Origin of the sequence: Streptomyces sp. NBC_00576, from assembly GCF_036345175.1 — a bacterium.
GTDB lineage: Bacteria > Actinomycetota > Actinomycetes > Streptomycetales > Streptomycetaceae > Streptomyces.
In genome coordinates, this window is sequence record NZ_CP107780.1 from 2,475,697 (window position 1) to 2,497,663 (window position 21,967).

Sequence of the window (21,967 nt, forward strand, 5' to 3'; positions counted from 1 at the left end):
ACGGAGCCGTAACCGCCCTGTCCGCCGTGCAGCCCGCCGACCGCTCGCCCCACGAGGTGCTGGAGCGTTACCACCAGGCGATGCTCGCCATGTCTGAGGTTCCCCCGAGATGCGGGGAAAGGTGACAGCAGATCAGATGGGTCTCATGAGAGGAACCCAGACGATGCCTGCCCCGAGGAAGTACCCGCTGGAGTTGCGTGAGCGTGCGGTGCGGATGTACCGGACCGCCGAGCCGAAGCCGGTGATCCGCCGCATGGCCGAGGAACTCGGCGTGCATCACGAAGCCCTGCGGAACTGGATCCGGCAGGCCGAGGCCGACGCCGGCGAGCGGGACGACCTGCTCACCACCGAAGAGAAGAACGAGCTCGCCCAGCTGCGGCGCGAGGTGCGGGACCTGCGCCGGGCGAACGAGGTCCTGCGGACGGCCTCGGCTTTTTTCGCCGCGCAGCTCGACCCGACCCGGCCCAGGTGACCGCGCTCCTCGACGAGCACCCGCACCTGGGGGTCGAGCCCGTACTGCGGGAACTGCACATCCCCTCCTCCACCTACTACCGCTGGCGCCAGGCCGAGAAGGACCCCTGCGAACGGATCCGCCAGGACACCGAGCTGACCGGGCAGATCCGGCAGATCCACCAGGACTCCGGCGGGATCTACGGATCGCCCAGGATCCATGCCGTCCTGAAGCGCGAGGGTGTCCACGTCGGCCGCAAGCGGGTCGAGCGGCTCATGCGCCAGGCCGGCCTGGCCGGGATCAGCCCCCTCAGGAGCAAGGGTTTCACCGCCGAGACCCGGACGCCGACCTCGCCCCTGACCTGGTGCAACGCGACTTCACGGCACACGCGCCGAACCGGCTGTGGGTCACCGACCTGACCATGATCCCCACCCTGGAGGGGCCCCTGTGGCTGTCGGCGATCCGCGATGCCTTCTCCCGCAGAGTCGTGGCCTGGGAGACCTCCGCCCGCGCGGACGCCGACCTGGTCCTCACCTCCCTCGAGTACGCGCTGGCCAGCCGCGAGGTCGCCCCTGGCGAACTCGTCCACCATGCGGATCACGGCACGCCCAATACACGTCCACCAAGCTCACAACCCGCCTGGTCAGAGCAGGTGTTCAAGCGTCCATGGGCTCGGTCGGCGACTCCTTCGACAATGCCCTGGCGGAGAACCTGTGGATGCTGATCAAGACCGAGTGCATCCGCGGCCGCGTCTTCGCGACCAGGGCCGAGGCGAATCTCGCGCTCTTCGAGTACATCGACGGCTTCTATAACCCCCGCCGCATCCAGAAGCGCCTCGGCTACCTCAGCCCCATCGAGTTCGAAGAGAAGCACTACGCCGACCAGGCAGCGGCCGAACCAGTGAACCTGAAACCACGTCAACCCGCCCTGACCTGCTAGTCAGCCACTCCCGCGCAGCGGGGGAACCTCATGTTGCCGAGCTTCTTGATGTCGACGTGGACCAGTTCGCACGGCCGGGCGCGTTCGAAGCGGCGGATCGGTTCGCCGGTGGGCCGGTCGCGCCAGGCTAGGCAGTTCAGGCCGTGCCGGACCAGGATCCGGTACACGGTCGAAGCGGGAAGCCCCAGGATGGGGCCGATGCGTGCCGGGCCGAATTTGCGGGTGGCCCACAGGCGGCGCTGTGACAGGGTCTGGCCTGCCCAACAATGCGCCTGACACACCATCAGGACGAGCGTCAAATGAGCGTCATTTCAGCGTCAAGATATCGCCCGTAACGCCCACACCGCACATAATGCGCATCGACAAAACCGCAGGTCAGGCGCCCTTAGTGACCGGTTCAAGGATCGCGACACACTCCACATGGTGCGTCATCGGAAACAGATCAATTCGAGGACAGGGGTTCGGACCGGCGGCCTCGGTGAACTCCCATACAGCTCAGCTCGTCGCGATCTGTCCCTGCCAGCGTTGATACGTCCAGGCGATGACGTCGAACACACGCAGGACGCCGATGTCCTCACCGATACCGGCCCTTGTCGCGGAGACAGACCACCTGATCGCGGAAGGAGCAGTTGTCCGCCCGCAGGGCGGCAGCCAGTGCGGGCCAGAAGGAGTGGTCCACCTTCGGTCGCTCGAACAGCTGCTTGATGCGGATGTCGTAGATGGGGATGGGGTGGGGACGCTTGCGGGCCAGCAATTTGCCTGCGACAACCGGGCCGCTGCCGTCGGGCTTGCGGGGGTACTGCTTGCTGCCGGCCAGGCGTTCCCACAACTCCCACGCGGGTCCGCCCTCCTCCATAAGCGCATCGCTTCCAGGATTCTCCAAGCGCGCGTCACGAGGGGTGAGCGACAGCAGGCGCGCCCAGTGCCCGTCGGGGTCGGACAGCAAGCTCATCGCCCCGTGCGGCTTGAGGGAGACACTGAGCGTAGTGATGACGACCAGGTCGTTGCTGTCGAAGCAGTCCGCGACGTGCTCGGTGTCCCCTCCCCCACCCAGGCGCTCGAAGTGCGCACCGGAATAGAACGGGTCACCGCTTGAGCGTCGTCGGGTGAAGTACTCGACCAGTAGGCGCACTGCCTTCTCGTCGTGCCAGTAGGTCTCAGAGGGCGGTATGTGAGTGCATAGATGTTTTGTCGTCACCTGAACGTGTAGTAATGCGGCATCCCGGCCGGTCTGCGACCATGGGCATGCGGGGCTGGTCACCGTGAGCGAGCGCAAGCCCTACAAGACCGACCTGAGCGATGAGCAGTGGGCGCTGGTCGAGCCGGTGATCACCGCGTGGAAGGCCGCGCATCCCTCGGTCAGCGGCCATCAGGGCCGGTACATGATGCGGGAGATCGTCAACGCGCTGCTCTACCAAGGCCGTTCAGGCTGTCAGTGGGACCTGCTCCCACACGACTTCCCGCCGCCCGGCGCGGTGAAGTACTACTTCTACACCTGGCGCGACGACGGCATCGACCAGACCATCCACGACCTGCTGCGCTGGCAGGTGCGGGAGAAGATGGGCCGGAAGGCGGACCCGAGCCTGGTGGTGCTCGACACCCAGAGCGTGCACGCCGCGGCCGGAGTGCCCGCGCAGTCGACGGGACGTGATGCGGCAAAAAAAGTACCGGGCCGCAAGCGCGGCCTGGCCGTTGACGTGTTGGGGCTGGTGATCGCGGTGGTCGTGGCGGCCGCGTCGGCGCACGAGAACGCCGTCGGGATCGCGCTGCTGGACAAGGTCGCCGCCGACACGGACGCCGTGGAGAAGGCCCTGGTCGACCAGGGCCTCAAGAACGCGGTCGTCGCGCACGGGCAGAAGGTGGGCATCGCGGTGGAGGTCGTGGAGCGCAACCCCGCGCAGACCGGGTTCGTTCCCCAGGCCAAGCGGTGGGTCGTGGAGCGCGCCTTTGGGATCTTGGTGTTGTCCCGCAGGCTGGTGCGCGACTACGAACACCGGCCCCGCAGTTCGGAGTCGCGGGTGTACTGGGCGATGACCGCGGTGATACTGCGCCGGCTGACCGGGGCGACCGCGCCGGCCTGGCGCACCGCATGACCGGCGGGGAGTTGACGCTCGGCGCGGTGCTGGCGCGGCTGGAGGAGCGGGAAAGAGAGATCACCGCACAGGCCGAGACGACAAGGGAACAGATCACGCAGCTGACCGCACAGCTCGACGAACTCGACCGGGCCGCCGAGGAAGTCCGGATCACCCGCAAGACGCTGCTGGAGCTGCCCGATCCGCAGCCGCCTGCGCCGCCGGCCCCGAAGCTGCCGGACCATCCGGCCTACCAGCAGATCATGGCGGTGTTCGCCGCGGCCGAGGCCCCGCTGCGGGCGCGGCAGGTGTGTGAGGCGATGGACCTGGAGATCGCGCCCAACACCATCAACAACACCCGCCTGAAGCTCAAGCGGCTCGTCGAACGCGGGATCCTGGCGGAGATCGAGCAGGGCTTGTTCACCCATCCGCAGCCGTAAGCCAACCTGCGTAGCCTCGACCTGCCCACTCACCCTCGACGCAGCAGCAAATCAGAATCAAGCCATACCGCCCGCTCAGGGGGCAAGGGCGGATCGGAGGGGGACGTCCAGGAGGACTCTGCGTGCGAGTGTCGCAGCGGTGGTCGACCGGACCTACTCCCTGGCCGCCGACACGGCCGAGGGCGTACGCCATGTGAAACAGGGCCACACGGCCGCGGCAAGGCCGTGGTCACGTGGTGTAGCACTCCGAACTGGCCTTCCCTGCCCGGTAGTCGAAGAGTCGGGGCGTTCCCGTCATATCGCACCTATGATCGGCAAGCTGCGATGCAGAGATCAACCGACCTGAAAAGCAGGTCTGTTCAAGGGAGCTGCCGTGCGTCTTCGTCCCCTCGTTTTCGTCCTGCCCACGCTGCTGTGCCTCGCGGCAGCCGTGTCGTGCGGCGACTCGGGCTCATCCAGCGACGACTCGGGTCCCATCGGCGCGAGACAACTGGACGGAACGAATCTGTGCACGCTCCTGTCCGAGGACACCATGGCCAAGCTGCTGGGTGTGAAGAAGCTGGAGAGCGATTCGGCGGCGGGCGCGAGTGACGACTGCGAGTGGACGGCGCCGGTTGACGGATCCGCCGACGGCAAGCTCCAGATGAACAGCTATTACGTGATGGAAGTGGGCGAGCAGACGACTGTCGGTGGTCTACGCGCGCGCCGCGCCGTACAGTCCACTGCCTGCGAGATCTCCGTCGACACGACGGGAGCGACCGATCCGGCCGGCGAGTCCGGGAAGGCCGACCCCGCCCTCCGCGTCTGGTTCCTGGGCCCGGCGGACGGTTTCGACGACGCGAAGAACTGCAAGGCGGCCAGCCGTCTCGCCGAGGCCGCGATGCGGGCGTTGCCGGAGGGGTGAGCCGTGTAGCAGCGGGGGCGGAGGCCTCTGCGAGGGACGTGTCCGTCATCAGGTGGTCAGCCGAGGATCGCACGATCGTCGCGGTATCAGAGGGGGCAGGATCGCAGCGAGTACGGCCGACGCCACGCGCTCAGGCCACGGCAGAACAGACATCAGCTCGCATACCGCCCTCTGAGACTGGGGCGCATGATCGTGTTACGAGCTCTCAGCACCCTGGACGCCGTACTGCGCTCCTGGGACTTTTCAGGGACTTTCAGCTCTGTCCCAGGGACTTTCGAGGGACGTTTCGCCGCCTTACACGGCAAGCCCCCGAAAGATCGGAAAGGGCCTCCATCGCAGATCAGAGGCCCTTTTCAAGGCAAAGCCGCAGGTGGCGGCAGACGAGTCGGGCTGCACGCCGGGTACTGTCGCCCTCCCGACACAAAGGCACAGGCGTACTCCGCCAATTCAGACCGCGCGATCCACTGCCTGAGCTTCCAGCCATGCCTCCACCTCCGGCCAGCGGTAGCGCAAATAGCGGCCGACCTTGTGGGCTCGCGGACCCTGGCGTCGGTGATTCCATACGTAGACCGTGTTCAGCGGCACACCGAGGAAGTCAGCCAGTTCCTCAGCGCTCATCAGCGGGCGGCGGTCCCCCGTGTCACTGGCGGCTTCTGCCGCACGGGCAGTGGTTCGACGCATGGGTACTCCGTAACGGCTCGGAAACGGGCAGGAGAACCACGCGAGTGGTTGCCCACTGTGGTGGTGCACGGAACAGTGACATGAGATTCCAGCCGCGCCAAATAAAAGAACTTGCGGCGAAATTCCTGAGACTCTGCAGAACTCTCGAAAGACAGCAGCGAACCCTCGCCGATACCTCAGCGAGGATTCAGCTAGGGCGAGACTCTTCCCCACTCTGGATCCCCATGTCGCAATGACCCAGAAAATACGTTTGACATTTCCGTTTCCCTGGATCAACATTCCATTCACTCAGCCGAGATGAACGGTCACGCGATCTCACCGTCGATGACGACCCTGATACGAGAGAACCCCACCAACAACATCAAGGCCGCCCGACAATTAGGAGTTAAGTCCATGCCGTACGACCGTTGGCACAAGTCACGCCCGAAAGCCGGAGAGTCGGCCTGTAGGGAACACGGCAAGGTTCCGACGGCGGATCACGGGGTCGGGAAGCGGTGGCAGGCCCGTTGGCGTAACCGGGAAGGTATCCAGCAGACGGAGTTGTTCCGCACCGAGGCCGAAGCCCGCAGGCACGAGACCAAGATGCGGTCCGGAGTGGACGATGGGTCATACATCAACCCTCGCGCCGGAGAGGTCAGGGTCGATGAACTCGCCCTTACGTGGCTCAAGGGACACGAACACAAGAATCCGCGCACATACCGACGCCACAAGGAGCGGATTCTCCTACACATCGTTCCTACCACAGTTGGGAAGATGCGCGTAAAGGACGTGAACGCGTCGTCTTTGCTGGACTGGCTGCACGACCGTCGTCGGCTGCTCGAAAGTTCCACGCTGCGCCTGGTCTTCGACAATCTTCGGGCTGTCTTTGACCTGGCCGTGGACGACAGCCTGATACCCAAAAATCCATGCCTCGCCAAATCGGTGCAGGACGCCAAGCCGAAGCGGGGAGACGGCGGCCGGGCAGAGCTGACCCTGACATGGGAGGACACACAGAAGATCCGTGCCGAACTTCCCGACCGCTACAAGGCGCTCGTAGACTGCGGTCGCGGCCTGGGCCTTCGTCAAGGAGAAATATTCGGCCTGTCACCAGAAGACATCGACTGGGCACATCCGGACGGCTCGATGGTGCACGTGCAACGGCAAGTAGTCCACGACGGCTCGTTCCTGGTATTCGACCTCCCCAAGGGCGGAGACGGCGAGGACCCGAAGGACCGGTGGGTCGAACTGACCGACGACGTGGCCATCCCCCTGCGCGAACACATGGAGAAGTACCCGCCCGTCGAGGTGACCCGACCGTGGGGCAGCAAAGGCGGCAACCCGGTCACGTTGCAGCTGATCTTCTACACTCGGGAGAAGACCGCCATTCAGTCGAATTGGTTCAACTCCTACCGCTGGAAGCCTGCTCTTGCGGCGGCCGGCCTCATCAAGCCCCTTGACCCCAACACGAAGGGACGGCGCTGGGAGAAGTCCCGCGACATGATGATGCACGCCCTCCGACACCTGTACGCGTCGATGATGATCAACGGCGGGGTAGACGTGTACACACTCGCGGATCGGCTCGGACACGCCGATCCTGCGTTTACTCTGCGTAAGTACGTGCACCGGATCGCGGGGGCCGGTTCCAAGATCCGCATCGCGGTCCAGAGCGCCTACACGAGGGCCGCGTGACTCCTGCACCGTTCGGCTTGTGCAACGACCGTGCAAGATGATCTTCGGACGGGTTCGTTTGCGCAGGTCAGATACGTTGTATAGGAGTTCCGGGACATCTGAGGGGCGGGTGCCGCCACACCCCGTCTGACCTTTACGAACGGGGGAGGCGGGGGTGCGGCGGCGCCTGTGGGAATTCTCTGGGACTTTGGGCCAGGACCGGGCTTCTCCCGGCCGTCCGGGCGAGCGGCTCGCCGGCCTCCAGTTGCTCGGAGGCTAGAAGTGGCGCAGGGCATGTAGCCGTGTTCCTGGGACGGCTCCCGGACTCGGGCCCCGTTCAGGGCGCTCTTCTCCAGCGTGGCGATCACTCCGGCCCCGGCCAGGGCCGGCTTCCACACGGAGGAGTTGAAGAAGTTCCTGTTGATCGCGTTGCGCTCGCGCCCCGTCACCAGGAGGTCGTACGTCCTCGGCCGCCGGTGCCTGGCCTCCACCGGCGTTTCGGCCGGGCGGGGGTCGTCCCACGCCATGGTGACCGGTCCGCACCATCTTGACCTGGCGCCGGACGTGGACGACTTCCTCGTCGAAGTCGATGTCCTCCATGGACAAGCCGAACGCCTCTCCTTGTCCGAGCCCGAGGCCGGCTCCGATCTCGAACAGCACCGAACTCCTGGCCGCCCTCCGGGCCCAGCAGGACGAGGCCATCGCCCGTGCAGGCGACGGCCCGGCCATGAACGTCACCCGCAGCCGCCTCGGACGCCTCACCCGCCAAGTCTCCGCCCGGTCCCGGCACTCGCTCTCTTCTCTCATGTGCTCTCTTCGCCGAGGCGGTCGGCTGCCCACGGCAGGAGCTCCTTGGCCACCGCCAGGCTGAACGGCCTCACCAGCGAACGAAGTTCGGCGCAGGCCACAGGACCGAGTGTGAGGTAAGGGAGGGCGGCAAGCCTGTCGGTGGTGTACTCGATCTCCGCCCTGCGCCGCGTACCGTCCTCGGTCAGGGCCAGGTGAGGTCCGTCGTCGAGCCATCCACGCTCACGCAGGCTCTGCACGGCCTGTCCCCACTGTTCCGGCGTCCATGCCCGCGAGTCGCGCAGCACCCCTGCGTCGATGTCGCCTGTGGCAGCGTGCGTGACGAGAGCCTCGAGCCCGCTCAGTCCGGCAGTCAGTAGTGCCGCCACGTGACCGTCGCCACGGAACTCCCGCAGCAGAGTCTGCGCGTGCCAGAGCACGAGGTGGGGTGCGCTCGGCCACGGCAGTGCGGCGTGCGCGGCGAAGAGGGGGCGGCCTTGTGGATGGCGGACGGTCGCTTCAGCCGCGGTACGGGCCAATTCCGCCGCGCGGACCAGCGCCGGTGAGGAGACGTCCGCGCCGAGGATGCGGCGGAGCGTGGTATCGATCCCGGCGAGCCGGGCGGCGGCGAACCGCTGGGGCGTGGCGGCTTCCCATGCCGCGGGTATGGCTCTGCGCACCACCTGGGGATTGAAGTTGTAGAACGTGGCGATGACCAGATCCGCCGGAGCGGCACCGAGTGCGGCGGAGCGGGACGCGAAGTACCCCGTCCTGGCGTCCACGCCCAACTCGGCGTACTGGCCTGCGGCTTCGGGCGAGAAGTAGACACCCCCGTGGTAGGGCTCGAGAGTTCTCCAGGTCTGGCGTGCGAGGGCCAGGCTGTCGCGGTCCGGGTTCTGCGTCATGAGGGCCTCTCCGTCCTGTGGTGGATGAAACGTTGCTGTTCATCGAGCACACGACGGCACGTGGGGCACACTTATCCGTACCGCCTGGTCGGTACGTTATCGGAGAGCGGTTCCGGCAACTACAGCCCTGCAACCAGTTCTTGGTACCAGCTCGCGGCACCGGTTCGCGATGTCACCGAAGAAGGTCGTGAACCGGCTGATCAGCAGCCTGCGGGCGCCGGCCGAGCACGGCTTCGCCAGCCTGAAGACCTTCAGTCGCGCGGGAACCGGGACCACCGACGACCGCGAACGCCGGGGTCGTCAGGGTCGTCGGGGTCGTCGGGGTCGTCGGGGTCGGGTGTCCGACGGCGGTCATTCCGCGTGTGGGCCCGCCCGCCGAGTGACCGACCTCAGCAGGGGGCGGCTGAGCGCACTCGCCGCCAGCAGTCCGCCGACGCCGAGACCGAAACACGCGGCGAGCGTGATGCCGCTGCCCGCGTCGAAGGACGATCCGCCGCCGAGGAGGGTGAGCGGGGCGGCGGCGAAGACGCCGGTCAGGACGGAGCCGCCGGCCAGCACGGCCACCGGGATGAGGGTCTCCTTGCGGCGGGCCGCGTCCAGGATCCGCAGCGGGGTGCCCGCCAGCCTCAGCAGGGCGTAGGTGCGGCGGCGGTCCAGGACGGAGGAGGCCGCGGTGATCCCGGCAGAGGCGATGGCGGTGATGAAGGTGACGCCGAGGACGATCCGGGTGGCGGTGGAGAAGTCCCGGGCGAACAGCCGGTTGGACCAGTCGATGTCGGTGCCGGTGATCGGGTACTGGCCGGGCACGAGGGAGGTCAGCGCGGTGCGGGCGCGATCGAGGTTCTGGGTGCCGCCGGGCACGGTGACCGTGACCTGGACGCTGTTCTCGCCGCCGCCCATGGCGACCCAGTCGGTGTCGCTGCCGACGGTGGCGGTGACGCCGGCGCGCTCCAGGCGGTCCCGCGCCTCGTGCTGGACCACGGCCACCCGGTTCTTCGGCACGGCCACGGCGAGGGTGTCGGGGTGGCCCCACGGGGAGCCTCCGCCGAAGCTGAAGAGGGCGAAGAACCCGGCGACGAATCCGGCGAGGGTGAGCCCGGAGACCGTACGCCACGCGCTCTTCGGATCGTCCAGCAGTCGCCGCCCGGCCAGCAGGGTCGCCGCCTGCCGGGCCCTGGCGCTGACGATCCGGCCGAGGATGCCGACCACCCACGGGCCGATCACGGACAGGGCGAGGAAGACGACGGCGAAGAACCCCAGGACGCCGTTGATGTCGCTCTTGTGGTGCTCGGTGTACCACGAGTAGCCGAGGATCACCGCGACGAAGACCAGGGCACGGACGAAGCTCATCCGAGGTGGCCGCGAGCGCCGCGCCACGCCCAGCGGGCCGACCACGACCTGGCGCAGCCCGATGAGCGCGCTGACGATCACCATGGCAACGACTCCGGCGAGTACGGCGAGCAGTACCGGGAGCCCGACCCACAGGTCGGCCGCGTACCAGGAGCCGCCCGCCACGGACACCTGAGCGGCGAGGGGAACCAGCAGCCCGTAGCCGATAGCGCCCAGCAGCGTGCCCACCGTGGCGGTGAGGGCCGACTCGGCCGCCGTCATCCCGGCGATCCGGCCGGGCGTGGCGCCGATGAGCCGCAGTGCGGCGAGACGCTGGTCGCGGCGGGAGACCGACAGGCGCGCCGAGGAGGCGCCGAGGATCAGCAGCGGTACGGCGACGAGAATGGCGGCGATCTCCGCGAGCACCACGTACCCGCTGCCGATGCCGTCGCTCGAGCGCCGTCCGGTGAAGTCGGCGACCCTGGTGGGGGTGACGGTGTCGCCGGGGCGGCGCGGGTCGTCCTCGCGCGGGGCGGTGACGGCGGGGGCGGTCGGTATGTGGCCGACGACGGCGACGAGTTCGCCGGGGTGCGCCAGTGCGGCGCGGCCCAGGGTGCCGGCCGGGGTGCCGGGGACGGGGTGGCTGCCGGTGGGGAGGCGGTGGAGCAGGTCGGCGAGGGCCGGGGAGACCCACATCTCGCCGGGCTCGGGGAAGTGGGTCATGCCGGGCGGGGCCGGGGCCTTCCTGCCCGGCAGCTGTGCCACGTCCACGACGGTGACCGGGGTGCTTCCGCTGAACGTGGTGCCGACGGCCTCGATCGCGGCTGGGGCCGCCGACCTGATGGGGCTGCGCCAGTCGATGCGGTCGGCGCGTTGCTGGAAGCCGAGGTTGGCGGCCACGCAGACCAGCAGCAACGCGGTGCTGATGGCGGCCGCGGCGACGGCGAGGCCGGTGGCCAGCAGGCCGGTGCGGCCGCCGGCGCGGGTCAGCCGCCAGGTCAGGGTCCAGGTGGTGCGGTCCAGTGCCCTCATCGGGTTCAGAGCCCTCATCGGGTTCAGAGCCCTCATCGGGTTGAGTGCCGTCATCAGGTTCGGTGTCCTCATCGGTCGTACCGCGCGTCCGCGTCGTGGCCGACAGGCTGTCCGGGCGTGTGCCAGGCGGCGACGCCCGCCGCCTCCGCGGCGCGGGTCCGGTCGTCCTCGGTCAGGCGGCCGTCGCGGACCCGGACGGTGCGATCGCACCAGTGCGCCACGTTCTCGTCGTGCGTGACCACGACGAGCGCGGCGCCCTGCCGGTGGGTGATGTCGGCCAGCAGGCCCATGACCTCCATGCCGGTGGTCTGGTCCAGCGCGCCCGTCGGCTCGTCGGCGAAGATCACCTGCGGGTCGCCGACCAGCGCCCGTGCGATGGCGACGCGCTGCGCCTGCCCGCCGGACAGCTCCCCCGGCCGCCGCTCCTCCTTGCCGGACAGGCCCAGCACCGGGAACCACTCCCGGGCCTTGCGGACCGCCTGGCGGCGCGGCACGCCGCCGAGCATCAGCGGCAGGGCCACGTTCTCGTCGGCGGGCAGTTCCGGGAGCAGCTGGCCGGACTGGAAGACGAAGCCGAAGCGGGTGCGGCGCAGTTCGCTGCGCTCGGGCTCGCCCAGCTGGTCCACACGCTCGCCGGCCAGCAGCACCTGGCCCTCGTCGGGCCGTTCGATGCCGGCCAGACAGTGCAGCAACGTGGACTTGCCCGACCCCGACGGGCCCATGATCGCCAGCGACTCGCCCGCCGAGACGGACACGTCGACACCTGCCAGGGCGCGGGTCAGGCCGTAGGACTTCCTGAGACCGGTGCCCGCCAGGACGGGGGAGGCGGTGGTCGTGCGGTAAGGGCTCATCGGGCGGCCTGAACGGTGACGAGGGCGCACAGGACGAGGCACAGTCCGGCGAGCGCCGCCAGGACCATTTGGAGAACGGTAAGGATCTGCATGCCGTCGACCATCCCGCCGGACAGGGGCGCCTGTCCTCGGCCGCCGGGCCGGTCCGAGGTCGCCGCCATCGGCCTGCGGGCCGACCCGCCGCTCGGCCGTACTTCCGTACTCTTTGCGGCGTGGAATCCGATATCCCCCTCTCCCCGGCTGTCCAGCGCGCCATCACGGTCTCCCTCTGCGCAGGCCTGGCCCTGGTGTGGCTGTACGACCTGGTGGCCTTCTACGAACCGCAGGGCCGCTGGTCGAGCTGGCTGCCGCTGGTCTCCGGCCCTGTCGCCGCCGCCGCGCTGCTCCTTCCCGCCCGTCGGCCGAGCCCCGAATGGCGTGCCGGCACCGCCGCGCTGGGCTCCTTGGCCCTGACCGTGGGCCTGTGCGTGTATGCCCCGCTCACCAGCGGCACGTGGGGTCTGCTCGAAACCGTCGCCCTGCTCGTGCTGCTCCCCCGGACCGTGCGGCGGGTGAACCGCCCGGTCGCCGCCGTGACGCTGTCGGTGGCGCTGACCGCCGCGGTGATCTCCATGCCCTGGCGAGGGGGCACGGAGCACGGCTCCTTCACGTACTCCTTCGTGCTGATGATCGCCGTCGCCCCCGTCGTGGCCCTCGGTTGCTATCTGCGCCTCCTGGACGCCCGCCGGGCCCAGGCCGTGACCTCCGTACGCCACAACGAGCGCCTCGAACTCGCCCGCGACCTCCACGACTTCGTCGCCCACCACGTCACCGGCATCATCGTGCACGCCAACGCGGCCCTGGTGATCCAGGAGAGCTCGCCGGAGCAGATCAAGCCGCTGCTGGAGGGGATCTCGCGGGCCGGCGGGGAGACGTTGGACTCCATGCGCCGTCTGGTGCGGGTGCTGCGCGAGGACGACCACCAGGCCGCCCGCCCGGGTGAGCTGCTGACCGAACTGGACCGTCTGGTCTCCGCGTTCACCGGCGACGGCACCGAGGCCAGGCTGGACGTCGCGTCCGAGGTGCGCGGAGTGCGGCTGGCGCCCGAGGTGGAGACCTCCGTCCACCGCGTGGTGCAGGAGGCGCTGACGAACGTACGACGCCACGCGCACGGCACGGATGTCGCCGTCCGCCTCGATCTGGACCGGCACACCGACGGCCCCCGGCTCCGGGTCGAGGTGCGCAACACTGCGCCGGTGGCGCACGCCGCCGTGCCGACCGGCGGCAGGAGCGGTTTCGGCCTCGTCGGGCTGCGCGAACGGGTGGAGGCCGTGGAGGGCTCCCTCACCAGCGGCAGGACACCGGACGGGGGCTGGTGCGTGAGTGCCGTCTTCCCCGTCCTGGCGGCTGTGGAAGGATCATCGGCATGAACGGTGGCAGCGGTGCCGGCAGTGGGAACGGGGCCCGGACGCGGGTACTGATCGCCGACGACCAGGAGATGATCCGTACCGGCTTCCGGCTGATCCTGGGCACCCAGCCCGACCTGGAGGTCATCGGCGAGGCGGCGGACGGCGCCGAGTGCGTCGAACTCGCCCGCCGGCTGCGCCCGGACGTCTGCCTAGTCGACATCCGCATGCCCAGGCTGGACGGCCTGGAGGTCACCCGCGCCCTGGCCGGCCCGGGCGTCACCGATCCCCTGCGCGTCGTCGTGGTCACCACCTTCGACCAGGACGACTACGCGTACACCGCCCTGCGCAACGGCGCCTGCGGCTTCCTCCTCAAGGACGCCGCCTCCAACCTGCTGATCGAGGCCGTACGGTCCGCCGCCCGCGGCGACGCCCTGGTCTCCCCCGCCGTCACCATCCGGCTGCTCAAGCATCTCGCCGCACAGCAGCCGCCGGCGGCCCCGCTCGCCCATCCGCTCTCCGAGCGGGAGCTGGACGTCGTACGGCTGCTGGCGGTCGGGCGCACCAACCAGGAGCTCTGCGACGAGCTGTACCTGTCCCTGGGCACGGTCAAGACCCATCTGGCCAACATCAAGGACAAGTTGGGCGTCCGCAACCGTGTCGAGATCGCCGCCTGGGCCTGGGACACCGGCCTGGTACGGGAACGCCAAGCCCCCTGACCCGCGAGTCGGCCTCCGGGCCGATGCCCGCCGGCCGTTGTCGGCCTCCGGGCCGAAGCGGGGGCGTCACCTCCAGGGCCACTCTCCTCAGGACAGCTTCGAAGAAGCACAGGCACCCCGAGGAGAGACCGTGAAGTACATCGCCGTATCCGTGACCGCGACCGCCGTGATCGTCTGCGGGGGCTTGGCCGTGGTGGCCGTTCCCCGGCTGCTGAGCACCGAGTCCACCAGCACCGTCGCCTCCGCGGCGACGAACGTGCCCCGGACCGAGGTCGAGAAGCAGGTCCGCGAGAACTACGCCCCCCTGCCGATCGTGCAGGGGAAGCCGAAGGCGGTCAGCTGCGCCGGAGACCTGAAGGCGCGGGCGATGGCCAACGTGGACTGCACGGTGACGTCCGAGGACGGAAAGAAGCAGGCGATCACGGTGTCCGTGACCAAGATCGACGGAAGCAAGATCTCGTACGACTACGTGGTGCTGGAAGGCTAGAACCGTCGTGGGGTCGCGGGACGGGGCTGCACAGATCACTGTGCGGTCTGCGGTCTGCCTCTGCGGTGGCACGCTCCTCATTCCGGTGGCTTGTCGGCCCAGATGCGGCTGGCCAGGTCCGAGCCGCGCAGGACCTGGACGCGCCAGGGGTCGATGCGCAGGAGCTGGTAGTCGGAGCTGGTGGGGCCGTCGCTCCAGAAGGTGTGCGGGTCGTAGCCGACGCCCGGGGGGCTGTTGTGGCGGTACAGCTCCCAGGCTCGCAGTTTGGTGTCCGGGTCGTGCACCCAGGCGGAGACGCTGTCGACGAACACCGCGTTCTGGCACGGATGCCAGTACGAGTACGTCGTGTGGGGGTTGTTCGCCAGGTGGGCCGCTTTGACCGGGGTCCGGTAAGCGGCCAGCCAGCCCACGGGCCGCGCGTCGACCACCTCCCAGACGGGCAGGACGATCCGGGCCCGGGGGCGGTTCTCACGGTCGACGGTGATCATCGTGCAGTAGACGACCTGCTGGACGTACTCGACGAAGGCGGCCTCGATCTCGGAGAACGAACACACCTGTGCAGCGCCCATGGCGGAACCTCGGATTCGGGGGCGGAGGGAGGGAAAGGGGCCGGCCGCCCGGCTGCTCCCTGGGAGGAGCCGGGCGGCCGGCCGAGATGGTGCGATCGGCGGTCGTGGGCGGTCACCGGGTGGGCGGGAAGTGCCCTTCCTCGACGAAGAAGTCCACGTACCGGGCGAAGAGTTCACGGGTCAGGGGCGGGCAGGAGATGTCCGTGCCGGCGAGAGCCGCCTCGGTCTCCGTCGTGTCGATGGGCGGATAGAAGCCGTCCGTGTCCGAGGTCATCATCTCGAACGCGTGCAGCAGCGGGAGCAGGGCGTTGTCCCGGTCGGCCCGCACCGCCGCGCTCCACCGCTCCCAGTCCGACTCGTCGAGCCGGTAGCCGAGTTCGCGCAGGTACGACACACAGTCCGCGAGGCTCAGCGAGCTGCGGTTGAACAGGTGGAAGGTGCCGCCGGCCTCCCTCCGCAGCGAGATGCCGACGACGGCCGCACTGACGTAGTCGACCGGCAGCAGATGGAAACGTCCGCCGACTCCCGCGGGCGCGGACTGCGCCTGGAGCAGGCCCTTGAGGCTGAGCCAGACGAAGTCGCGGGTCTGGCAGGCCCCGTTGCGGGTGTCGCCGGAGATGACGTCGACGCGGTGCACGGACACCGGCAGGCCCCGGTCCCGGGCGATGCCCACTATCTGTTCGGCGACCCACTTGGACTGCAGATACCCGCTCGGCAACGCTTCGGCGGGGCCGGTCGGGTCGGTCACCTTCAGGGGAACGCCGGGTGTGACCGGCCCGTTGAACACACCGACCGTCGAGATGTAGTGCACCGGAACCGTGCGGTGGCGGGCCGCCAGCCGCAGGATCTCCCGGGTGCCGGCGACGTTGGCGGTCCGCAGCGCCTCGTAGGGGTGCAGCCAGTGCACGGTGGCGCCGGCGTGGTAGACCACGTCGACGGTGCGGGCCAGGTCGTCGAACGTTTCCTCGGTCAGGCCGAGTTGCTCGCTCGCCAGGTCGCCGGCGAGTACGCGCAGCCTGCTCTCGTCGATCTCGTCCCAGACGCGGTACCAGACCAGGCTGTCCCGCAGCCGCTCGTACGCCGCCCTGTCGTCCGTGCCGCGCACCAGGCAGTGGACGCGGGCGGTCGTGGTGCGCATGAGGTCCCGCAGCAGGAACGCGCCGAGGAACCCGCTCGCGCCGGTCAGCAGGACATCGGCCGGAGCGACGACGGTGCGGACGACCTGCTCGGCCGGCTGGATGTCGTCGGGCAGGGCGATGTCGGCGCCGTAGTCGACGGCCGTGTCCTCGGCGGACGCCGCGCTCTCGTCCCGGGACGCGAGAAGCGCGGTGCGCAGGTGCGCTGCCAGGGCCTGGGGGGTCGGGTGGTCGAAGACCAGGGTCGCCGGCAGCCGCAGAGCGGTGACGGCGGCGAGCCGGTTGCGCAGTTCCACGGAGGTCAGCGAGTCGAAGCCGCTGCTCTGCAGCGGGCGTTCGGGGTCGATGCCCGCGGTGTCGGTGCGGCCGAGAACCCGGGCGATCTCCGCCGTCACGGCTTCGAGGACGATCGTGTGCTGCTCCTGCTCGTCGAGTCCGCCGAGCCGGTCGGCGAGGGCGGGCCCCGCGTCGACCGCGCCACGCGCCGTGGCGCGGGCCGGCACCCGTACCAGGGACCTGAGCAGCGTCGGAACCTGTGGCTGTCGGCGCAGGGCCGAGGTGTCGAGCGGGGTCGCCACGGTGTACGGGCGGCCGGTCCGCAGAGCCAGGTCGAACAGGGCCGTGCCCTGCTCCTGGCGGACCGGGAGGAATCCGCTGCGGGCGATCCGCTTGAGGTCCGTCTCGGTCAGGCCGCCCGTCAGGCCGGTCGCCTGCTCCCACAGGCCCCAGGCGATGGACGTGGCGGGCAGGCCCAGCGCGGTACGGTGCCGGGCGAGTGCGTCCAGGTGGGCGTTGGCCGCGGCGTAGGTGGACTGGCCGGGGCCGCCGATGGCCGCGGCGACGGACGAGAACAGGACGAACGCCGTCAGGTCTGCGTCCCGGGTCAGCTCGTGCAGGGCCCAGGCCGCGTCGGCCTTGGGCCGCAGCACGGCGTCGAGCCGCTGCGGGGTCTGCGCCGCGATGACCCCGTCGTCGAGTACGCCGGCGGTGTGGACGACAGCCCGCAGCGGGTGCTCGGCCGGCACCGACGCCAGCAGCTGTGCGAGGGCCGTGCGGTCGGCCACGTCGCACGCGGCCACGGTCACCGACGCGCCCAGGGCGACGAGTTCGGCTCGCAGCGCCTCGGCGCCCGGGGCGTTCGGGCCGCGCCGGCCGGCCAGCAGCAGGTGGCGCACACCGTGCTCGGTGACCAGGTGACGCGCGAAGTGCGCACCGAGCGAGCCGGTACCACCCGTGACCAGGACGGTGCCGTCGGAGTCCCAGTCGGCGCGCGGGCCGACGGGCGTGAGGGCTGTCTGCCTCGGCGTACGCAGCAGGCGCGGTACGCGGATCTCGGGGGCACCGCTGCCCGTGCCGGTGACGCGTACCGCGGCCTGCGCTTCGCCGGAGGCGACCACTGCGGACAGGGCGTCCGAACCGGCGCCCGCATGTGCGTCCGCGTCCACCAGGACGATCCGTCCCGGTACCTCGGACTGCGCCGAGCGCAGCAGGCCCCAGGCGGCGGCCGCGGCCGGGTCGGTGATGTCCTCGTCCTCGGTGACGGCCACGGCACCACGGGTCACGACGACCAGCGGCGTCGCGGACAGGGTGTCCTGGGCGAGCCACTGCTGGGCCCATTCCAGGGCCCGGCCGACGGTGTCCCTGACGGCGGCCTCGGCGACGAGCCCGGCAGGGGTGGTCAGGTCCAGGCGTACGGCGTCGATCCGCTCGCCTGCGGCCACGGCGGCGGCCACGGAGGGCACCTCCGGGTACGTGTCCGAGCCGAGGGTGATCCATCGCAGGGCGGTGGTGGTGGGCAGGGGCCGCGCGAGCCACTCGACGTGGTGGAGCGCGTCGTGGTGGCGCGAGCGGGCGGCCCGCAGTGCTTCCGCGTGGACGGGGGCGACGGTCACGGCGTCGACCACCGCGACGATCTGCCCGGCCGGGTCGGTGAGGTGCACCGCATAGGAGTCGGCGGCGCCGGGGACCGGGGCGAGGTGGACGCGCAGGGTGTCGGCGCCGGTGGCGTGGAGGCGCAGGCCGCGCCACTGGGTCGCGGTGGGCGGCAGGCCCGGCAGGCCCGGCAGGCCCGGCAGGCCCGGCAGGCCGGTCGCGTACAGCGGTTGCAGGGCCGCTTCCAGCAGGGCCGGGTGGAGACCGAAGCCGTCGCCCCGCGCGTCGGCTTCGGCGGGCAGGGACACTTCGGCGAACAGTTCGTCCGCGCGCCGCCACATCCGGGTGAGCCCCTGGTACGGGGGCCCGTACACCGAACCGGCGGCGGCGAAGCGCTCGTACATCGCGGACGCGCCGGACGCGCCGTCCGGCTCGTTGTCATCGCCGGTGACCGGTTCGGCGCCGGCCGGCGGCCACTGTGCCGCCGGCTCGGTGGCCGTCGGCGGGACGAGCGGTGCCTCGCTCAGCACTCCGTGCGCGTGGCGCGTCCAGGACGCGCCGGCGTCGTCGGGCCGGGCCTGGACGGTGAGGACGCGTCGGCCCGCAGTGTCCGGTTCGCCGACGCGGACCTGGAGCTGCACGGCACCGGTGCGGGGCAGCACCAGCGGTGTGTCGACGGTGAGTTGGTCGACCGCCGTGCAGCCGGTCTCGTCGCCGGCCCGGATGGCCAGTTCGGCCAGGACCGTGTTCGGTACGACGGTCTCGCCGGCGACGGTGTGCGCGGTGAGGGGACCGGCGGTGCGGGCCGACAGGCGGGCCGTGAACAACGCCTCGTCGCGGTCGCCGGGGAACAGCGCGGTACCGATCAGGGGATGGCCGGTGGTGTCGAGGCCGAGGCCGCCGGCATCCCGGCCGCTGCCTCCGCTCGCCTCGACCCAGTACCGCTGGTGGCGGAAGGCGTAGGTGGGCAGCGGTATCCGACGGGCTCCGGTGCCGGCGAAAAACGCCTCCCAGTCGACGGGGACGCCCCGGGCGTAGAGAGTGCCGATGCCCTCCACCAGCGCGTGCGGCTCGGTCCTGTCGTGGCGCTGGAGGGCCTGGACGGTGGTGTCCGCCCTGTCGTCTGCCAGGACGGTCTGGGCGAGGGCGGTGAGTACGCCGCCGGGGCCGATCTCGGCGAAGGCCCGCACGCCGTTGTCGTGGAGGGTGGTGATGGCGTCGGCGTAGCGGACGGGCTGATGGACCTGGTCCACCCAGTAGTCCGCCGACCGCAGGTCCTCACCCGAGGCCACCTTCCCCGTCACCGTCGAGACCACCGGCAGCCGCGGCGCCCGGTAACGGATCTCCTTCGCCACCGTGCGGAACTCCTCCAGCATCCCGTCCATCAACGGCGAGTGGAACGCGTGCGACACCTTTAGCCGCCGCACCCGGTGGCCTTGCGCGGCAAGGCCTTCCCCGACGGCGACGACGGCGTCGTGCGCACCGGAGAGCACCACCGAGCGCGGTCCGTTGACGGCGGCGACGGCCATCTCGTCCTCGTGTCCGACGAGCCAGGGCGCCACCTCGTCTTCCGAGGCCTCCACCGCGACCATCACACCGCCACCCGGCAACCCCTGCATCAACCCCGCACGAGCAGCAACCAACCGCCCCGCCTCAGCAAGATCCATCACCCCCGCCACATGCGCAGCCGCCAACTCCCCCACCGAATGCCCCGCCACAAAATCCGGCCGCACACCCCACGACTCCACCAACCGGAACAACGCCACCTCGAACGCGAACAACGCCGGCTGCGTCCACCCCGTCTCCCCCAGCGAAACCGCCTCAGCAGAACCCTCCGCCGCGAACAACACCCCCCTCAACGACCCACCCAACAACGGATCCAACACCCCACACACCTCATCCAACGCCCCCGCAAACACCGGAAACGCCGAATACAACTCACGACCCATCCCCACCCGCTGAGCACCCTGACCCGAAAACACCACAGCCAACCCACCGGGACGGGTGGGGGCCTCGACGATCGGAGACGCCACGCCCGGTTCGGTCTCGGTCAACTGCCCTAGGGACTGGGTGAGTTCCTCGCGATCGGCTCCGGTCAGGACGGCGCGGCGGTGGTGCCGGGTGCGCGTGGTCGCCAGGGAGCGGGCGATGTCGGTGGCGGACTGCTCGGGGTGGGCGGCCAGGTGGTCCCGCAGTCGCTCGGCCTGTGCGCGCAGGGCGTCCGCGTCCGGCGCGGAGAGGAACCAGGGCACTGCAGGGAGCGTACGGTCCGGGCCCGGTTCCGGGGAGGTGGCGTCCGTTTCCGGTTCCGGCGCTTCCTCAAGGATGACGTGGGCGTTGGTGCCGCTCACACCGAACGCCGAGACGGCGGCGCGGCGTGGGCCCGACTCGCGGGCAGGCCAGTCGCGTGCCTCGGTGAGCAGTTGGACCGGACCGGAACTCCAGTCGACCATGGGGGTGGGCCGGTCGACGTGCAGGGTCTTGGGGAGCACCCCGTGGCGCATCGCCTGCACCATCTTGATCACGCCGCCGACGCCGGCTGCCGCGACCGTGTGTCCGATGTTCGACTTCAACGAGCCCAGCCACAAAGGACGTTCACGGTCCCGTCCGTAGGTCGCCAGCAACGCCTGCGCCTCGATCGGATCCCCCAGCCGCGTCCCCGTACCGTGTGCCTCCACCGCGTCCACGTCGGCAGGGGTGAGACGGGCGCTTTCCAGCGCCTGCCGGATCACCCGCTCCTGCGACGGACCGTTCGGCGCCGTCAACCCATTGCTCGCACCGTCCTGATTGACCGCGCTGCCGCGTACGACAGCCAGCACCCGATGCCTGTTCCTGCGGGCATCCGACAGCCGCTCCACCACCAGCAGCCCCACACCCTCCGACCAGGAGGTGCCGTCGGCCGCCGCGGCGAAGGACTTGATCCGCCCGTCAGGGGCCAGTCCGCCCTGCCGGGAGAAGTCGACGAATCCGCCCGGGGTCGCGGTGACCGTCGCGCCGCCCACGAGAGCGAGGGTCGACTCTCCTCGGCGTACCGATTCGACCGCCAGGTGGAGGGCGACCAGTGAGGAGGAGCACGCGGTGTCGATGGACACGGCCGGGCCTTCGAGGCCGAAGGTGTAGGCGATGCGCCCGGAGGCCACGCTGCTGAGCTTGCCGGTCATGAGGTGGCCCTCAAGTTCGGCGGGGCCTTCGAGGCCGAGGTAGCTCTGCTCGATCACGCCGGCGAACACGGCGGTACGGCTGCCCCGGAGCGTTCCCGGATCGATCCCGGCGTCTTCGAAGGCCTCCCACGCCGTCTCCAGGAGGACGCGCTGCTGGGGGTCCATGGCGCGTGCCTCGCGGGGCGAGATGCCGAAGAAGTCGGCGTCGAACAGGGCGGCCCCGTCGAGGAATCCGCCCTCCCGGGTGTACGAGGTGCCGGGCTCGTCGCGGTCGGTGCTGTACAGGGCGTCCAGGTCCCAGCCCCGGTCGGTGGGGAACTCGCTGATCGCGTCCCTGCCTTCGGCGGCGAGGCGCCACAGGTCGTCCGGTGACGCGACGCCGCCGGGAAAGCGGCAGGCCATGCCCACGATGGCGACGGGTTCGGTGGCGGCCGATTCGAGCGTCTCGATCCGCTCGCGCGCCTTCTGCAGGTCGGCTGTCACCCACTTCAGGTAGTCGACGAGCTTCTGTTCCTTGGTCTGGGCGGTCTGGGCCTGCTTCTGCTCACGGGACACGTCAGCGGACATGCGGGATCAGTCTCTCCTCGGTACCGGAAGTGGC

The 21,967-nt window shown here is 70.0% G+C and carries 19 protein-coding genes and 1 pseudogene; 11 read left to right on the forward strand and 9 right to left on the reverse strand.

The features are described 5' to 3' along the window. The first annotated feature begins 163 nt into the window (after positions 1-163). The 4 genes from OG734_RS10295 to OG734_RS47950 are packed head-to-tail and all read left to right on the forward strand — an operon-like array spanning position 164 to position 1,390. On the forward strand, positions 164-472 hold the full coding sequence (locus OG734_RS10295) for a transposase (RefSeq protein WP_030053558.1): 309 nt from the start codon (positions 164-166) through the stop codon (positions 470-472). Continuing rightward, positions 469-870 (forward strand): IS3 family transposase, encoded by a 402-nt coding sequence (locus OG734_RS10300; protein WP_330287187.1) that lies wholly within the window; start codon positions 469-471, stop codon positions 868-870. Before OG734_RS10295 ends, OG734_RS10300 begins: the two co-directional genes overlap by 4 nt. 2 nt (positions 871-872) lie before the next feature. Next, positions 873-1,175, forward strand: coding sequence for a DDE-type integrase/transposase/recombinase (locus OG734_RS47945; RefSeq protein WP_443064848.1), 303 nt, complete (start codon positions 873-875; stop codon positions 1,173-1,175). Then, positions 1,091-1,390, forward strand: a complete 300-nt coding sequence (locus OG734_RS47950) for an IS3 family transposase (RefSeq protein ID WP_443065076.1) — start codon at positions 1,091-1,093, stop codon at positions 1,388-1,390. Before OG734_RS47945 ends, OG734_RS47950 begins: the two co-directional genes overlap by 85 nt. Before the next feature lie 29 nt (positions 1,391-1,419). Here the strand turns inward: OG734_RS47950 and OG734_RS10310 are convergent. Both OG734_RS10310 and OG734_RS10315 read right to left on the reverse strand, forming a co-directional pair. After that, a pseudogene (locus OG734_RS10310) lies at positions 1,420-1,611 on the reverse strand (IS481 family transposase); the annotation flags it as partial. Positions 1,612-1,964: 353 nt separating this feature from the next. Beyond that, positions 1,965-2,522, reverse strand: coding sequence for a DUF6308 family protein (locus OG734_RS10315; protein ID WP_330287189.1), 558 nt, complete (start codon positions 2,520-2,522; stop codon positions 1,965-1,967). A gap of 130 nt (positions 2,523-2,652) precedes the next feature. Here OG734_RS10315 and OG734_RS10320 point away from each other — a divergent pair, with 130 nt between their 5' ends. From OG734_RS10320 to OG734_RS10330, 3 genes are all read left to right on the forward strand, one after another. Beyond that, on the forward strand, positions 2,653-3,483 hold the full coding sequence (locus tag OG734_RS10320; protein WP_330287190.1) for an IS5 family transposase: 831 nt from the start codon (positions 2,653-2,655) through the stop codon (positions 3,481-3,483). Next, on the forward strand, positions 3,480-3,902 hold the full coding sequence (locus OG734_RS10325) for a hypothetical protein (RefSeq protein WP_330287191.1): 423 nt from the start codon (positions 3,480-3,482) through the stop codon (positions 3,900-3,902). Before OG734_RS10320 ends, OG734_RS10325 begins: the two co-directional genes overlap by 4 nt. A gap of 373 nt (positions 3,903-4,275) precedes the next feature. Continuing rightward, positions 4,276-4,806: a hypothetical protein gene (locus OG734_RS10330; protein ID WP_328785513.1), complete on the forward strand. Its 531-nt coding sequence runs from the start codon at positions 4,276-4,278 to the stop codon at positions 4,804-4,806. A gap of 447 nt (positions 4,807-5,253) precedes the next feature. On the opposite strand, the gene OG734_RS10335 is transcribed toward OG734_RS10330, so the two are convergent. Next, positions 5,254-5,487 carry a helix-turn-helix transcriptional regulator gene (locus OG734_RS10335; protein WP_330287192.1) on the reverse strand — a complete coding sequence of 78 codons (234 nt, stop codon included), beginning with the start codon at positions 5,485-5,487 and terminating at the stop codon, positions 5,254-5,256. 753 nt (positions 5,488-6,240) lie between these two features. Between OG734_RS10335 and OG734_RS10340 the strand changes: the two genes are divergently transcribed. Next, positions 6,241-7,155, forward strand: a complete 915-nt coding sequence (locus OG734_RS10340) for a tyrosine-type recombinase/integrase (protein ID WP_330287193.1) — start codon at positions 6,241-6,243, stop codon at positions 7,153-7,155. A gap of 782 nt (positions 7,156-7,937) precedes the next feature. On the opposite strand, the gene OG734_RS10345 is transcribed toward OG734_RS10340, so the two are convergent. The 4 genes from OG734_RS10345 to OG734_RS10360 all read right to left on the reverse strand — a co-directional run bounded on the left by OG734_RS10345 (position 7,938) and on the right by OG734_RS10360 (position 12,198). Next, positions 7,938-8,825: an SCO6745 family protein gene (locus OG734_RS10345; protein ID WP_330287194.1), complete on the reverse strand. Its 888-nt coding sequence runs from the start codon at positions 8,823-8,825 to the stop codon at positions 7,938-7,940. A gap of 351 nt (positions 8,826-9,176) precedes the next feature. Next, on the reverse strand, positions 9,177-11,240 hold the full coding sequence (locus OG734_RS10350; protein WP_330287195.1) for an ABC transporter permease: 2,064 nt from the start codon (positions 11,238-11,240) through the stop codon (positions 9,177-9,179). Between the two features lie 14 nt (positions 11,241-11,254). Continuing rightward, positions 11,255-12,037: an ABC transporter ATP-binding protein gene (locus tag OG734_RS10355; protein WP_330287196.1), complete on the reverse strand. Its 783-nt coding sequence runs from the start codon at positions 12,035-12,037 to the stop codon at positions 11,255-11,257. Further along, entirely contained in the window at positions 12,034-12,198 is a 165-nt protein-coding gene (locus OG734_RS10360; RefSeq protein WP_330287197.1) for a hypothetical protein, read from the reverse strand. Before OG734_RS10360 ends, OG734_RS10355 begins: the two co-directional genes overlap by 4 nt. 51 nt (positions 12,199-12,249) lie before the next feature. Between OG734_RS10360 and OG734_RS10365 the strand changes: the two genes are divergently transcribed. The 3 genes from OG734_RS10365 (at position 12,250) to OG734_RS10375 (ending at position 14,628) form a co-directional block, all read left to right on the forward strand. Beyond that, positions 12,250-13,446, forward strand: a complete 1,197-nt coding sequence (locus OG734_RS10365) for a sensor histidine kinase (RefSeq protein ID WP_330287198.1) — start codon at positions 12,250-12,252, stop codon at positions 13,444-13,446. Then, positions 13,443-14,141 carry a response regulator transcription factor gene (locus OG734_RS10370; protein WP_330287199.1) on the forward strand — a complete coding sequence of 233 codons (699 nt, stop codon included), beginning with the start codon at positions 13,443-13,445 and terminating at the stop codon, positions 14,139-14,141. Before OG734_RS10365 ends, OG734_RS10370 begins: the two co-directional genes overlap by 4 nt. 130 nt (positions 14,142-14,271) lie before the next feature. Then, entirely contained in the window at positions 14,272-14,628 is a 357-nt protein-coding gene (locus OG734_RS10375) for a DUF4333 domain-containing protein (RefSeq protein ID WP_330287200.1), read from the forward strand. 77 nt (positions 14,629-14,705) lie between these two features. Here OG734_RS10375 and OG734_RS10380 read toward each other — a convergent pair whose 3' ends face one another. Then, complete coding sequence (locus OG734_RS10380) at positions 14,706-15,197, reverse strand: pyridoxamine 5'-phosphate oxidase family protein (RefSeq protein WP_330287201.1); 492 nt, start codon at positions 15,195-15,197, stop codon at positions 14,706-14,708. Positions 15,198-15,309: 112 nt separating this feature from the next. Beyond that, complete coding sequence (locus tag OG734_RS10385; protein WP_330287202.1) at positions 15,310-21,933, reverse strand: type I polyketide synthase; 6,624 nt, start codon at positions 21,931-21,933, stop codon at positions 15,310-15,312. Positions 21,934-21,967 lie beyond the last annotated feature (34 nt).

What these genes read in the sequence shown, in the direction of transcription:
- OG734_RS47945 (WP_443064848.1), top strand. Translation starts at nt 873, where the DNA reads ATGATCCCCACCCTGGAGGGGCCCCTGTGGCTGTCGGCGATCCGCGAT.
- OG734_RS10350 (WP_330287195.1), bottom strand. Translation starts at nt 11,240, where the DNA reads ATGACGGCACTCAACCCGATGAGGGCTCTGAACCCGATGAGGGCTCTG.
- OG734_RS10335 (WP_330287192.1), bottom strand. Translation starts at nt 5,487, where the DNA reads ATGCGTCGAACCACTGCCCGTGCGGCAGAAGCCGCCAGTGACACGGGG.
- OG734_RS10385 (WP_330287202.1), bottom strand. Translation starts at nt 21,933, where the DNA reads ATGTCCGCTGACGTGTCCCGTGAGCAGAAGCAGGCCCAGACCGCCCAG.
- OG734_RS10345 (WP_330287194.1), bottom strand. Translation starts at nt 8,825, where the DNA reads ATGACGCAGAACCCGGACCGCGACAGCCTGGCCCTCGCACGCCAGACC.
- OG734_RS10325 (WP_330287191.1), top strand. Translation starts at nt 3,480, where the DNA reads ATGACCGGCGGGGAGTTGACGCTCGGCGCGGTGCTGGCGCGGCTGGAG.
- OG734_RS10360 (WP_330287197.1), bottom strand. Translation starts at nt 12,198, where the DNA reads ATGGCGGCGACCTCGGACCGGCCCGGCGGCCGAGGACAGGCGCCCCTG.
- OG734_RS10340 (WP_330287193.1), top strand. Translation starts at nt 6,241, where the DNA reads ATGCGCGTAAAGGACGTGAACGCGTCGTCTTTGCTGGACTGGCTGCAC.
- OG734_RS10355 (WP_330287196.1), bottom strand. Translation starts at nt 12,037, where the DNA reads ATGAGCCCTTACCGCACGACCACCGCCTCCCCCGTCCTGGCGGGCACC.
- OG734_RS10370 (WP_330287199.1), top strand. Translation starts at nt 13,443, where the DNA reads ATGAACGGTGGCAGCGGTGCCGGCAGTGGGAACGGGGCCCGGACGCGG.
- OG734_RS10380 (WP_330287201.1), bottom strand. Translation starts at nt 15,197, where the DNA reads ATGGGCGCTGCACAGGTGTGTTCGTTCTCCGAGATCGAGGCCGCCTTC.
- OG734_RS10295 (WP_030053558.1), top strand. Translation starts at nt 164, where the DNA reads ATGCCTGCCCCGAGGAAGTACCCGCTGGAGTTGCGTGAGCGTGCGGTG.